The organism is Prevotella sp. oral taxon 317 str. F0108 (assembly GCF_000162415.1).
Taxonomy (GTDB): Bacteria; Bacteroidota; Bacteroidia; order Bacteroidales; family Bacteroidaceae; genus Prevotella; species Prevotella conceptionensis.
In genome coordinates this window covers 1,065,015-1,079,202 of the sequence record NZ_GG740072.1, presented here as the reverse complement: position 1 = coordinate 1,079,202, position 14,188 = coordinate 1,065,015, and the positions used below count along the sequence as shown (strand labels likewise).

At 46.9% G+C, this 14,188-nt stretch carries 13 protein-coding genes and 1 pseudogene; 13 read left to right on the top strand and 1 reads right to left on the bottom strand.

The window, feature by feature from the left end; genetic code table 11:
- Positions 1-878: 878 nt before the first annotated feature.
- The 13 genes and pseudogenes from HMPREF0670_RS04010 (at position 879) to HMPREF0670_RS03950 (ending at position 13,516) form a co-directional block, all read left to right on the top strand.
- Positions 879-1,319: an Imm12 family immunity protein gene (locus tag HMPREF0670_RS04010; protein WP_009229891.1), complete on the top strand. Its 441-nt coding sequence runs from the start codon at positions 879-881 to the stop codon at positions 1,317-1,319.
- A 330-nt stretch (positions 1,320-1,649) separates the two neighbouring features.
- Complete coding sequence (locus HMPREF0670_RS04005) at positions 1,650-3,038, top strand: SLC13 family permease (protein ID WP_009229890.1); 1,389 nt, start codon at positions 1,650-1,652, stop codon at positions 3,036-3,038.
- 165 nt (positions 3,039-3,203) lie between these two features.
- Complete coding sequence (gene pfkA / locus HMPREF0670_RS04000) at positions 3,204-4,181, top strand: 6-phosphofructokinase (protein WP_009229889.1); 978 nt, start codon at positions 3,204-3,206, stop codon at positions 4,179-4,181.
- 130 nt (positions 4,182-4,311) lie between these two features.
- A complete protein-coding gene (atpD, locus tag HMPREF0670_RS03995; protein WP_009229888.1) occupies positions 4,312-5,841 on the top strand; it encodes a F0F1 ATP synthase subunit beta in 1,530 nt (509 codons plus the stop codon).
- A gap of 21 nt (positions 5,842-5,862) precedes the next feature.
- Positions 5,863-6,105 (top strand): ATP synthase F1 subunit epsilon, encoded by a 243-nt coding sequence (gene atpC / locus HMPREF0670_RS03990; RefSeq protein ID WP_009229887.1) that lies wholly within the window; start codon positions 5,863-5,865, stop codon positions 6,103-6,105.
- Positions 6,106-6,114: 9 nt separating this feature from the next.
- Positions 6,115-6,534: a hypothetical protein gene (locus HMPREF0670_RS03985; RefSeq protein ID WP_009229886.1), complete on the top strand. Its 420-nt coding sequence runs from the start codon at positions 6,115-6,117 to the stop codon at positions 6,532-6,534.
- Between the two features lie 26 nt (positions 6,535-6,560).
- Positions 6,561-7,616, top strand: a complete 1,056-nt coding sequence (atpB, locus tag HMPREF0670_RS03980; RefSeq protein WP_009229885.1) for a F0F1 ATP synthase subunit A — start codon at positions 6,561-6,563, stop codon at positions 7,614-7,616.
- A gap of 191 nt (positions 7,617-7,807) precedes the next feature.
- The gene (gene atpE, locus HMPREF0670_RS03975; RefSeq protein WP_009229884.1) at positions 7,808-8,050 is read left to right on the top strand and encodes an ATP synthase F0 subunit C; all 243 of its coding nucleotides are present in this window, start codon (positions 7,808-7,810) and stop codon (positions 8,048-8,050) included.
- 8 nt (positions 8,051-8,058) lie between these two features.
- Positions 8,059-8,574 carry a F0F1 ATP synthase subunit B gene (atpF, locus tag HMPREF0670_RS03970; protein ID WP_009229883.1) on the top strand — a complete coding sequence of 172 codons (516 nt, stop codon included), beginning with the start codon at positions 8,059-8,061 and terminating at the stop codon, positions 8,572-8,574.
- Positions 8,575-8,581: 7 nt separating this feature from the next.
- Positions 8,582-9,121, top strand: coding sequence for a F0F1 ATP synthase subunit delta (locus HMPREF0670_RS03965; RefSeq protein WP_009229882.1), 540 nt, complete (start codon positions 8,582-8,584; stop codon positions 9,119-9,121).
- A gap of 1 nt (position 9,122) precedes the next feature.
- Positions 9,123-10,711, top strand: a pseudogene (gene atpA / locus HMPREF0670_RS03960) (F0F1 ATP synthase subunit alpha).
- Positions 10,712-10,785: 74 nt separating this feature from the next.
- The gene (locus HMPREF0670_RS03955; RefSeq protein ID WP_044077676.1) at positions 10,786-11,754 is read left to right on the top strand and encodes a F0F1 ATP synthase subunit gamma; all 969 of its coding nucleotides are present in this window, start codon (positions 10,786-10,788) and stop codon (positions 11,752-11,754) included.
- A 190-nt stretch (positions 11,755-11,944) separates the two neighbouring features.
- The gene (locus tag HMPREF0670_RS03950) at positions 11,945-13,516 is read left to right on the top strand and encodes an NAD(P)/FAD-dependent oxidoreductase (RefSeq protein ID WP_009229878.1); all 1,572 of its coding nucleotides are present in this window, start codon (positions 11,945-11,947) and stop codon (positions 13,514-13,516) included.
- A gap of 241 nt (positions 13,517-13,757) precedes the next feature.
- Here the strand turns inward: HMPREF0670_RS03950 and HMPREF0670_RS03945 are convergent, their stop codons facing one another.
- On the bottom strand, positions 13,758-13,994 hold the full coding sequence (locus tag HMPREF0670_RS03945; RefSeq protein ID WP_009229877.1) for a hypothetical protein: 237 nt from the start codon (positions 13,992-13,994) through the stop codon (positions 13,758-13,760).
- Positions 13,995-14,188: the final 194 nt, after the last annotated feature.

The following is a 14,188-nucleotide window of genomic DNA, read 5'->3' as shown; positions in this document are numbered from 1 at the left end:
ATAATTATACAATTGCAGTGCATTCTTATGCTTTTCATCTTGCATTTAGCACCATTTTGCACTGCATTTAGCACCATTTTACCTTGCGTTTAGCACCAAAACGCACTGCATTTAGCACCAAAACGCACTGCTTTTAGCATCAAAACGCACTGCGTTTAGCACCAAAACGCACTGCGTTTAGCGGCATATTGCACTTTTTTAGCAGCAAATAGCCCAAAATCAGGTTTAAACTTTGGTTTCATCAAATAAATATTCATTTTGTCTGCAATTACAACTAGTTCCTTTTAGCATCAAAACAAACCTTCGCGAGAATCGATTTTTTGCGACAAGGTGGGCGATTGGTTGACGGAAAGGCCACTTATTATGTTAAATTTTCTATTGAAAAATAGACAAAATGCGTGCGCTGCTCACATGTATATATACAAAGGAGCTGAAAGCACGTACGCTTACGGATGCCTGCGTAAGCGGTTGCTGAGCATGCTACTCGCTACCACTGGATACAGCATCATGGAAACGCAGAAGTAATCTGCTGCCGACAAGCGGTTTTCAACTTGTAGAGAACGCGCGAAATGAATTTCGCCAAGTCCTATTTTGGTGCACAACTACGTTTTGCCACAGACAACTGGTGGCAGAAATTCAGATTTTGTCGTATCTTTGTATCGTGCTTCGTTCATGAAGAAGGCTGTTTATCTTGGTTTTACAAGACATCAACAATAAACACCTCTCAATTTATAGAAATATTAAAAGTCAAGATGACTTCATTGTGTGATTGCTTATGTAACGAGTTACATAGCCTTCAAAGTTCTTTTATTCTAAAGTTACATTAATGTATGCTTGTGGCTTTTACCGCGAGGTTTTAATATATAATGGTTTGAAATATGGAAATAGTTATAAGTTCTGTAATTGGGGGACAAATTGCGGCAGTAGAAGGTCTGGAGAAAGTTGTGCACGCCCTGATTATAGAGATGAGAAAGTCTTTTAAGAAACAATTTGAAAATAAATCTTTTGCTGGTCTTGACAAGGTAAAGATTAATATGTATATTAGTGGTGACGTGTCGGAATATTGCACTACATCGGAAATTACTAAATGTCTGTATTTTGAGAGAAAGAAACAATTTATTTCGGAGTTTTGTATTGCTAGGTCTTATTGGACTTCTTGTTCACTGTCTGATGTGAAAGGGAAATTCCTGTTACTTATAGAGAATTTATTTGTAAGTTTGAGTATGCTTATTAAGCACAGACTGAAATGTAAAGGGTATGATTTTGATAGTGAAGTCTTCAAAGAAATAGTTTTGAAAAGTTTAATAGAACTTAGTTAGGCTAGCTACAGGAAGGGATGAATTACTCGTTTTATTTTTCGCTATGTATAAGCCCCCTCTTATTGGTTAACGCTATCTAATGCAAAGCTTGTTTAAGATGGCTACCATAGATTGTTGGATGATATGGCAAAAGATTGAAAAATACGTCGCACTCCTTTCCTTCATCGTGGAATAGTCGGAACACCTTATTATCATTACGCGCGAGAAGAAACATGGGCGTAAGTTGATGAGCCAAGAATGGGCTTGGATTAAAAAAACGTTGAATAGTTTCTTTTGTTCTTGTTCGTTTCACAAACAATTGTTACCTTTGCGTTTAAATAGTCTAAGATAATGTCTCTGATTATCCTTTTAATCATAGTCGTTGGGTTTATTCTCATTAGCACAGAGAATGTTACAAATGTGAATAGAGCCGCTGTAGCAATATTCGTTGGTACAGTGGGGTGGGTGCTGTACGTTTCTTATGGAACGGATTTCGTGCAGCTGATGCACAAACAGGCCTACACCGACTACCTTGGCGGCATGGCGCACACAAGTCAGGCAGTGAAACAATTTATCGCTCAGACCATCTTTTTGCGTTATGTGGGTAAGGCTTGCGAGATCGTTCTCTTCTTGCTGGCCACGATGACCATCGTAGAGATATTGAACAACAACGGCTGTTTCGACTTCTTGGGTATATGGGCACGAACTCGTGACAGCAAAAAGCTGCTTTGGATGATGATGCTCATCGTCTTTGTGGTGTCTGCAAACTTAGACAACCTTACCACAACGGTGATGGCCTTGACGCTCATTCATCAGGTGATACCCAACAGGCGTTACCGAATGATTTATGGTAGTGTGGCTGTAATTGCTGCAAACATGGGCGGAGCATTAACCGTTATTGGCTCGCCCGAAGGTTTGGTGCTGTGGAATATGGGTGCGATAACTGCCACCAACTATTCGTTAAGCATGGCAGTACCTTGTATTGTTACTTGTGTTGTGCCAACGTGGTTGTTGTCTAGGGCATTGCCCGACCGTATTGACATTGAATTTTTGCGGCTCCCTTATCGCGGCGACGATACCAACTTGAATGTTTGGCAGCGTCTTGTGATGTTCGTAGTGGGCATTGGCGGTCTGTGGTTTATCCCTACATTCCATAATATCACCAAGTTAAGCCCTTTCCTCGGCGCACTTTGCGTGCTGTCGGTGCTATGGGTGGTTAACGAAATATTCAACCGAAAGCTGCTTAACACGGGCGAAACGATACATCGCCGCATACCACGCGTGTTGCAGTATGGCTCTATGCAGATGATATTGTTTGTTTTAGGCATCATGTTTGCGGTGGGCGTAGTTAATGAAACGGGCTTTTTCAGCGAGGTAACGGCCTATATCGACAAGCAAACGCCCAATATCTGGTTCTTTGGCGTGGCAAGTGCGGCCATTAGCAGTGTACTCGACAGTTTCGTTACAGCCATGACGGCTCTGTCACTACATCCTGTTTTGTCGGGCGAGAATGCAGAACTCACATCGTATTCGGTCAACTTCGCCCAAAACGGGGCTTATTGGAAGATGATTGCTTTTGCAACAGCAGTGGGTGGTAACATTCTGCCCATAGGCTCGATAAGTGGCTTGGCACTGATAAGAACGGAGCGTATGCGCGTTGGATGGTATTTCGCCAATGTGGGATGGAAAGTTCTTTTAGGTGGCGTATTGGGTATGGCTTTGCTTTGGCTCATTACGTAAACAAACGGATGGAGGGTGTGCAATGGCCCCCATAGTTTTGTACAATGATTGGGACACCAACTTGTTGACTTGTCAACTTGTTAATTTGTCAACCAAAATAAAGGACGATTACGCTACACCTTATTATATATATAGGTGTAGAAACTAGATAAAGTTATCAAAACAATGACAAAAGTAAAGACGATAGGCATACTCACGTCGGGTGGGGATGCACCAGGAATGAATGCTGCCATACGCGCCGTGACGCGCGCTGGCATTTGTAATGGGTTTAACATAAAAGGCATATACCGTGGTTTCGACGGACTTATAAATGGTGACATAAAGCCTTTCACCACCGAGAACGTTAGTGGTATCATCATGCAGGGCGGCACCATATTGAAGACCGCGCGCAGCAGTGAATTCACAACAGAAGAGGGAAGGAAGAAAGCTTACGAGAACATCGTTAAAGAAGGGATAGATGCTTTGGTTGTGATTGGGGGTAATGGTTCGCTTACGGGTGCAATGGTGTTTGCAAGAGAATACGACTTGTGTTGCATTGGGCTTCCTGGAACCATCGACAACGACCTTTATGGCACCGACTCGACCATTGGCTACGATACCACGATGAATACTATTGTGGAATGTGTAGACCGCATACGCGACACGGCACAAAGCCACGAACGTATTTTCTTTGTCGAAGTAATGGGACGCGATGCTGGCTTTTTGGCTCAGAACAGTGCCATTGCTGCTGGCGCAGAGGCCGCCATCATACCCGAAGACTCGACGGACGTTGACCAATTGGCGCGGTTTATGGAACGGGGCATACGCAAATCGAAGAAGAGTTGCATCGTCATCGTATCGGAAAGTCCCAAGTGTGGTGCGCTGTATTATGCCGACCGTGTGAGGAAAGAGTTCCCCGACTATGATGTGCGCGTGTCCATCCTTGGGCATTTGCAACGTGGCGGTAGGCCAACAGCCCACGACCGCATCTTGGCTAGCCGCACAGGAGTGGGCGCGATAGATGCCATCATGCAAGGACAACGCAACGTTATGATTGGTGTACACAACAACGAAATTGTATATGTGCCACTTTCCGAAGCCATTAGGAGCGATAAGCCCTTTGATAAAAAGCTGATAACCGTTTTAGACGAACTAAGCATATAAAAGGAACAACATTTGGAAAAGTTTAATGTTTGCATACATTAAATTGCCTGAACATTTTGGCAATTCCGTTTTTTATCGTTACTTTTGCGCAATCATTAATAAAGAAATATAATAAACTAGATATCTGAATATGTCAAACATAGAAGGACACATTTCGCAAATTATTGGTCCGGTAATTGACGTCTACTTCGACACCAAGGGCCAAGAGGAGGAGAAAGTGCTGCCGAAAATTCACGATGCCTTGCGTATCGTTAGGCCCGACGGCCGCGAATTGATAGTGGAGGTTCAACAGCATATCGGTGAGGACACTGTGCGCTGCGTGGCAATGGATAACACCGACGGTCTGCAACGCCACCTTAAAGCAACGCCTTTGGGCAGTCCTATCACCATGCCGGCCGGCGAACAGATTAAAGGCCGCATGCTGAACGTTATCGGCAAGCCCATTGATGGCATGTCGGAACTGAACATGGAAGGCGCTTACCCCATCCATAGGGAGGCTCCTAAGTTCGACGAACTTTCTACTCACAAGGAAATGTTGGCTACGGGCATCAAGGTTATCGACCTGTTGGAACCCTATATGAAGGGTGGTAAGATTGGTTTGTTTGGTGGTGCGGGTGTTGGTAAGACCGTACTTATCATGGAACTGATTAATAACATCGCCAAGGGACATAACGGTTACTCGGTGTTCGCAGGTGTTGGAGAACGTACACGTGAAGGAAACGACCTTATCCGAGATATGATCGAGTCGGGTGTTATCCGTTACGGCGACAAGTTTAGGAAAGCAATGGAGGAGGGCAAATGGGACCTTTCGCTAGTTGATCCTGAAGAACTACGCCAATCGCAAGCCACTCTTGTGTATGGTCAGATGAACGAGCCGCCTGGCGCACGTGCCTCTGTGGCATTGTCGGGACTAACCGTTGCCGAAGAATTCCGCGATCATGGCGGAAAGGATGGCGAGCCAGCAGACATCATGTTCTTTATCGACAACATCTTCCGCTTTACGCAAGCAGGCTCAGAAGTATCGGCTTTGTTGGGCCGTATGCCTTCGGCTGTGGGCTATCAGCCTACATTGGCCAGTGAGATGGGTGCGATGCAAGAGCGTATTACGTCTACCAAGCGCGGCTCTATCACGTCTGTTCAGGCCGTATATGTACCTGCCGACGACTTGACCGACCCTGCTCCCGCTACCACTTTCACGCACTTGGATGCTACAACAGAGCTTAGTCGTAAGATTACAGAGTTGGGTATCTATCCAGCCGTAGACCCATTGGGATCTACTTCGCGTATTCTCGACCCGCTGATTGTGGGTAAAGAGCATTACGAATGTGCGCAACGTGTGAAACAGATACTGCAACGCTATAAGGAATTGCAAGACATCATCGCCATTCTTGGTATGGATGAGTTGAGCGACGAAGACAAGCAGACGGTGAACCGCGCACGTAGGGTGCAGCGTTTCCTCTCTCAGCCGTTTACCGTTGCCGAGCAGTTTACGGGTGTTAAGGGCGCGATGGTAAGTATCGAAGACACCATCAAGGGCTTTAACATGATACTCGACGGCGAGGTTGACGACCTTCCCGAGCAGGCTTTCTTGAACGTCGGCACGATAGAAGACGCTATTGAGAAAGGTAAGAAGTTGCTTGAAGCAGCAGGTTCCAACTAGTTTGTGTAAAAGCATGTGTCTATGCTCAAATTGATTATTGTTTCTCCAGAAAAACAACTCTATCAAGGCGATGCCCAAAGCGTAAAGGTTCCAGGCAGTCTTGGTGAGTTCGAGATACTCGACAGCCATGCGCCCATCATCTCTTCGCTAGATGCGGGCCAAGTGGTTTACGTCACGGGCGAGGGCGAAACGCATGAGTGTGCCATCGCAGGTGGCTTTGTCGAGGTGCAAAAGAACGTTGTCTCCTTGTGTGTGGAGGTGTAACGGCTCTCTATGGAAAGTGTTATGGACGAAAGGCAAGTAGGCAAACAAAAGCGACGTTTCATCTGCCAAAGCCTCATTACGCTGGCCTTGTTGGCGATAGGCGTGTATGGTGTTGCCGAACTTTGCCTGGGTTATGCGGTTGCGTTGCCGTTGCTGGTTAGTTCGGTGGTCTTTTTAATCATCGAGACGGCAGACATCCTGATTTGGTCGCGCGTGGCGATAAAGTCGCCAGATAGCCTCCCCACCTTTTTCTTAGGTGTGTCAGGGTTTCGCATGCTGTTGTGTGTGTTGGTGTTTTTCGTGTACTACTTCGTGGTAGAAAGACAAGCGATGTTGCTCTTTCTATGCGTTTTCGCCCTGTTCTATGCGGCGATGTTGGTGCACCACGCCACGTTCTTCTCAAACGATAAGCGTAAGTCGGGTACATAACGGCTATATAATAATAATGTATTATAATGAAAAAAGTAAGATATATATCGTTTCTGCTGCTGTTGCTTTTCACTTCGTTGTCGCTCCACGCGGCTAGCAACGGAGGGGAAGACAAGAAGGAACTCGATATTCCAGAGATCGTGCTCGAACACTTGTCGGATGCTTACGAATGGCACATCGCCACGTACGAAGGCAAGCATCTGAGCATACCCTTGCCCATCATCGTTAGAAGTAGTGACACGGGCGAATGGTATGTGGGTACGGCTCATCATCTTCCGAACAACTTTTTCTTCGATGCCCAGCATCATGGAAAGATATATGAACGGCGTGCAGACGGTTCTACGACGCGTCCTTTGGACCTAAGCATAACCAAAGCCGTTGCTCAGATATGGATTGTTGTGGCGATTTTGCTCACGGTTTTCCTGTCGTGCGCACGTTGGTATAAGAAGGTAGATGAGAAAAGTGCTGCTCCCAAGGGTCTCGTTGGCTTGATGGAGATGTTCGTGATGTACATACACGACGACTTGATAAGGCCTGCCGTGGGCGAACGGCAATACAAACGCTACGCTCCTTTCTTGTTGACGGTGTTCTTTTTCATCTTCACTTGTAACATGATTGGGCTTGTTCCCGTGTTCCCAGGCGGAGCAAACGTCACGGGTAACATCAACATAACCATGTTCTTGGCCGTTACCGCGATGTTGGTTATCAACATCTTTGGCAATAAGGAGTATTGGAAAGACGTATTCTGGCCAGAAGTTCCTGTTGCCTTGAAGTTTCCCGTTCCCCTTATGCCGGTGATAGAGGTGTTCAGTATCTTCACAAAGCCTTTTGCGTTGATGATACGTCTCTTCGCCAACATGATGGCTGGTCATGCCATTATATTGAGTTTCACTTGCGTGATATTCCTTGGATGGAACATGGGCGTAGGCTATGGCCTGGGGTTGAACACGTTTGGTATAATCATGTTGCTTTTCATGAACTGTCTCGAATTGCTTGTCGCATTCGTGCAGGCGTATGTGTTCACCATGCTTAGTGCCGTCTTTATCGGCATGGCTCATCGTGAGCACCACGTTGCCGAGTAGTTTCCAAAAGCTTATCAGCCTTCTGCAGAACACACTTTAACGGGCAGAGTTCCTCGTGTGAATGTGCTATTGTGTGATAAGTTTAACATAGGTGTGCATGCCACAAGAGGCTCGGATGCCACTGTAAGAAACGTCTTAACGAACAAAACAACTAAAATTGAATATAAACAATTAATAAAAGAATAAGAACTATGATGATTACAACATTATTGGCTGCCGAGGGTCTGGCTCAGCTAGGCTGCGGTATTGGTGCAGGTATTGCTACAATTGGTGCAGGTTTAGGTATCGGTCGCATTGGCGGTAGCGCAATGGATGCCATTGCCCGTCAGCCCGAAGCTACGAACAAAATACAGACAAACATGATTGTTACGGCTTCTTTCGTTGAGGGTTGTGCCCTCTTCGCCATTGCAGCGTGTGCATTCTTGATTAAATAAGTAACCGAATGGAGAATTTACCATCAATACTAACGCCCGACTTGGGCTTGCTCTTTTGGATGCTCTTGGCGTTCTTGGTGGTTTTTGTTGTTCTAGTTAAATACGGTTTTCCTGTTATCATCAGGATGGTTGAAGACCGTAAGACATACATAGACGAAAGTCTGCGCAAGGCTCATGAGGCATCAGAACGGCTAGAAAACATCAAGCAAGAAAGCGAACAAATTCTTCAAGACGCACGAGAGAAACAATCACTCATCTTAAAAGAGGCTGCCCAAACCCGCGACGCCATAGTTGAGAAAGCTCGACAGACGGCTCACGAGGAGGGTGTGCGACTGCTCGAAGAAACCAAAAGGCAGATAGAGGTAGAGAAACAGAATGCCATCCGCGACATTCGTACCCAAGTGGCGGAGCTAAGCGTGCAGATTGCCGAGAAGGTTGTGCGTGAAAACTTGGCCTCCAACGCTCAACAGATGTCGTTGGTTAACCGTTTCTTAGACGATGCTTTCTCTGTAAACCCCAACTAAACGAGTTATGGATATAGGGTTAATAGCTGTTCGATACGCTCGCGCATTGCTCAAAGCTGCCATTGATGACCGCTGTTACGAGGATGTGTATAACAACATGACGAACCTGTTGGAATGCTACCTGCATGTTCCAGAGCTCCGTCCTGCGGTATGCAACCCCATGTATTCACGGTCGAAAAAAAGCTCGGTGGTGTTGGCGGCATGCGGAACGCCCGCTGTCGAACTCACGAGACGTTTCATCGCTTTGGTGTTGCGCGAGGGTAGGGAAGAAGTGTTGCAGTTTATTGCCTCGTCTTTCATTAACCTGTACAGGCAACATTTCCACATTACAAGCGGCAAAATCACCACGGCCGTGCAACTCACAGCTGAGGTTGAGCAACGTATGCGCCACCTAGTGGAAGAGCGAACGCAGGGAACTGTCGAGTTCACCACGGAGGTAGACCCTGCCATTCTTGGCGGATTTGTGTTGGACTACGACACCTATCGCATGGATGCCAGCGTGAAGAGCAAACTTAATCGAATTCTAATAGAATTAAAAAACAAGTAACATGTCTGATAAAATAAGGCCCAACGAGGTCTCAGAGATATTGTTCCAACAACTTCAACAAATCAGCGACGGGCAGGACTTTGACGAAATTGGCACTGTCCTTACCGTTAGCGATGGCGTTGCGCGTGTCTACGGATTGCGTAATGCCGAAGCCAACGAGTTGCTTGAATTTGAAAATGGAACCATGGCCATCGTCATGAACCTGGAAGAAGACAATGTTGGCTGTGTGCTTTTAGGGCCTACCTCTGAAATCAAAGAGGGGCAGGTGGTAAAGCGCACGCACCGCATTGCCAGCATTCGGGTGAACGACAACATGCTTGGGCGTGTAATCAACCCCTTGGGCGAGGCTATCGACGGGCTTGGCGAAATTGATTTGTCTAACGCTTTCGAGATGCCGCTCGACCGAAAGGCTCCTGGTGTTATCTTCCGTCAACCCGTTAAGGAACCACTTCAAACAGGACTTAAAGGTGTAGACTCGATGATCCCCATTGGTAGAGGACAACGTGAGCTCATCATTGGCGACCGCCAGACGGGTAAAACGGCCATTGCTCTCGACACCATCATCAATCAAAAGAGTTTCTACGATGCCGGCAAGCCCGTGTATTGTATCTATGTTGCCATTGGCCAGAAGGCCTCTACGGTGGCTACTTTGGTACAGACACTGAAAGAACGGGGTGCGTTAGACTACACCATCATCGTGTCGGCAACAGCTGCTGATCCCGCTGCCATGCAATATTACGCGCCATTCGCAGGTGCTGCCATCGGCGAATACTTCCGCGATCGTGGCGAACACGCGCTAGTTGTTTACGACGACCTTTCCAAACAGGCTGTGGCCTATCGTGAAGTGTCGCTCATCCTTCGCCGTCCTCGGGTCGCGAGGCTTATCCAGGCGACGTTTTCTATCTGCATAGTCGTCTGTTGGAACGTGCCGCACGCATCAACGACCAGCAAGAAGTGGCCGAACAGATGAACGACCTGCCCGAATGTCTTAAAGGCCACGTAAAGGGAGGTGGTTCGCTAACGGCGCTTCCCATCATCGAAACGCAGGCCGGCGACGTTTCCGCCTACATTCCAACCAACGTTATCTCCATTACCGATGGTCAGATATATTTGGAAACCGACCTTTTCAACCAAGGTTTCCGCCCTGCCATCAACGTAGGTATATCGGTTAGCCGTGTGGGTGGCTCTGCTCAAATCAAGAGTATGAAGAAGGTTGCGGGTACACTTAAAATAGATATGGCACAGTATCGCGAGCTGGAGGCTTTCTCTAAGTTCTCAAGCGATATGGATGCCGTTACCGCAATGACCTTGGATAGGGGAAGAAAGAACACGCAATTGCTCATTCAGCCCCAATATTCGCCAATGCCTGTGGGCGAGCAAATTGCCATATTGTATTGTGGAACGCGCGGTTTGATGCACGATGTGCCCGTAGATCAGGTACGTGAATGCCAGACCCTGTTCCTCGACAAGTTGCGTTCAACCCACCAATCCACCATTGATTTCTTGGCAAGTGGCGGACTGAATGACGAGGCTTGTGGCGTACTCGAATCCGTGATGGCCGACATTGCGGGACAATTCCAAAAAGTTTGAACATTTAAGGCTGGCCTTGTTCCGCCTCACAACAGTGTGTGAGGCGGACGACGTCACCCTTCAACACATAGCGTATGCCTTCATTAAAAGAGATAAAGACACGAATTGCTTCCGTTAACAGCACCCGTAAGATAACGAGTGCCATGAAGATGGTGGCATCGTCTAAGCTGCACCATGCTCAGCAATTGATTGAGAACATGCTGCCTTACGAGAGTATGTTAGAGCATATCCTCAAAGCTTTTCTCGCGTCAATGCCAGAGGCTCGCACGCCATTAAACGTGGAGCGCAAGCAGCTTAAACGCGTTGCGCTTGTGCCTTTTTCAAGCAACAGCAGCTTGTGTGGCGGTTTCAATGCCAACGTCACCAAGTTGCTGCAGCAGGCGGTGGCACACTATCGAGAGCAAGGCGTTACCGACATCGTGGTTTACCCTCTCGGCAGAAAAATCACCGAGCAGGCAACCAAGATGGGATTGCAGATAGGTGGCAATTTCAACCTTCTTGCCGAGAAACCCAATGCACACCAATGTGCAGACATCGCCACAGAGTTGTCGGAACAATATGCAGCAGGCGAGCTAGACAGAGTTGAGCTTATTTACCATCATTTCAAGAGCGCAGGCTCGCAGATTTTGACTAGAAGAACTTTCTTGCCTATCGACCTCTCCACTGAATTGGGGCGTTTTAGCGACCGCGACCTAAGTTCTGATGTGGTTACGGCTAAGGCACAAGAGTATCTTAAGAAAAAAGCAGCGAAGGAAGAAAAGACCAAGGACGAGGCAAAACCCCTTAACGACAACTTCCTTGTTGAGCCAGACATGGAGACAATCCTAACAACGCTCATCCCCAAAGAGTTGAACTTGATGATGTACACGGCCTTGCTCGACAGCAATGCTAGTGAGCATGCAGCACGTATGGTGGCCATGCAAACAGCTACCGACAATGCCGACGAACTGCTCAGAGGCTTGAACTTACAGTATAACAAGAGTAGACAGCAGGCAATTACCAACGAGTTGCTCGACATTATGGGCGGCAGCGTAAACAACTAATTGTCCTGTTGTGTTTCTTTTGTCTTCGTTTGCGTTTGGCAACTTTGCGTATTAACGTCCTTGTAACTTTGTTGTAATGACCGTTAAAGCGTAAAGTTGTCAATCTTTGTTTTTAGGATAACCCCGTGGCACACATTTCTTACGCGCCTTTACACCCTTTCTCACCCATACATTTCCCCTTTTTACACCAATGACATACGAATATCAATTGCGCTTGTTGCCCCAGCAGGCATATACCGAAGACAGCATCCGCGACTATGTTGCACATGATAAAGCACTTGATGTGCGAACCATCACACACGTCCAGGTGCTCAAGCGCAGCATCGACGCGCGCCAACGCACCATATTCGTTAATCTCTCTGTGCGTGTTTTCGTTAACGAAATGCCTGAAAAACTAGAATATCAGGTTGTAAATTACCCTGATGTGTCGCATTGTCCCCAAGCCATTGTTGTGGGGGCAGGTCCTGGCGGATTGTTTGCGGCACTTCGTTTGATTGAACAAGGCATTCGTCCCATTGTCGTTGAACGAGGAAAAAGTGTTAATGAACGCCACCGCGACCTTTCCCTAATAACCAAGGAGCAAAAGATAAACCCCGAAAGCAACTATTGTTTTGGTGAAGGCGGCGCAGGCGCTTATTCAGACGGCAAGCTGTATACGCGGAGTAAGAAACGCGGCAATGTAGAGAAAATATTAAGCGTGTTCTGCCAGCATGGTGCATCAACGTCCATCTTGTCAGACGCTCACCCCCATATCGGCACCGACAAGCTGCCAAAGGTAATCGAGGCAATCCGCAATACCATCATCATTTGTGGCGGAGAAGTGCACTTCCAAACCAAGATGACTGCCTTATTAATGGAAAGTAATAAGGTGATTGGCGTGCAAACACTTAATGGTTTAACGTCCGAAGAGCGGAATTTCAAAGGTGCTGTAATCTTGGCCACAGGCCATAGCGCACGCGATGTGTACCAATACCTAGCCACGGCAGGCATCCCCATCGAACCCAAAGGGCTGGCCATAGGCGTAAGACTAGAACATCCATCGGCCTTAATCGACCAAATTCAGTACCACAACAAGAACGGACGAGGCAAGTATTTGCCTGCTGCCGAATATAGTTTCGTTACCCAATCGGCCGAAAGGGGTGTTTATTCGTTCTGTATGTGTCCTGGTGGTTTCGTCATTCCAGCAGCAACCGAACACGAACAAATCGTGGTTAACGGCATGAGTCCTGCCAATCGAGGTTCCAAATGGTCTAATAGTGGCATGGTGGTAGAGGTGAGACCCGGAGATGTTGAAGGTGACGACGTGTTGAAAATGATGCACTATCAGCAGTCTATTGAACACGATTGCTGGGTGAACGGCAACCGCAAGCAGACCGCACCCGCACAGCGAATGGTTGATTTTGTTAACCGTAAGCTAAGTTACGACCTGCCCCAAAGTAGTTATTCGCCCGGATTAATATCCAGTCCCCTGCATTTTTGGATGCCCAAACACATTGTTTCGCGTTTGCAAGAGGGCTTTCAGAAGTTCGGCCGAAACAGTCATGGTTTCTTAACCAACGAGGCTGTGCTCATTGCTACCGAGAGCCGAACCTCTTCGCCCGTTCGCATCGTGCGCGATAGAGAGAACTTTCAGCACGTTAGTGTTGGTGGCTTGTTCCCTTGTGGCGAAGGTGCGGGCTATGCTGGCGGCATTGTTTCTGCTGCTATGGACGGCGAACGCTGTGCAGAAATGTGTGCTGCTTACGTCAAGGCGATAGGCTAGCTGTTAATAAACTAGCATAACTTGCACATAATAGATATTGTAAGCGGAGCTTTGATGTAGTAAGTATGTCTTTTGCAGACCAAACAAAACTTGGTGACTGCCTGGTATCGCACCTTGTTTTGATGTAGTAAGTGTGTCTTTTACAGGCCTAACAAAACGTGTTATGGTGTTCGTTTCCGAAAGAAACAGCAAGGCTGCTTGTCGGTAAAGTCCGACAAGCCCATGTGCCAATGGCCAGCTACTATCGCCCAGCCTTTGAGTGTTTCTTCCTTTCTTCTTTCAACCTTTCTTCTTCTTGTCTTACCAGTTCGTCCATCCTCTGGGACTGTGCTCTCGCAAATTCTGCCGTATAGCGCATCCCTTTCGATTGCATCAAAGCCCAACGTTCTTTGTCGTCTTTGATACATTTTTCGTCCCACGCTCTGTGAAAGTCGTTGAGATAACCATCTTCCCTAAACATTGTTGTATCTTTGTGCATGGCTTTTGGGTTTGTTCCTTTGTCTTTTAGTCAATGTAAAGGTACTCATTTTCAGTGAGCAATACAAATTCAAACGTCTCATTGTTTCCAACTTGCGTTAATCTACGTTTGTGGCTCATCATTTGCGAAGTTTTAGTGTTTTTACAAAATGTACCTGTTCGACACTCTTTCTAGAAAAATTAAAGTATTATATA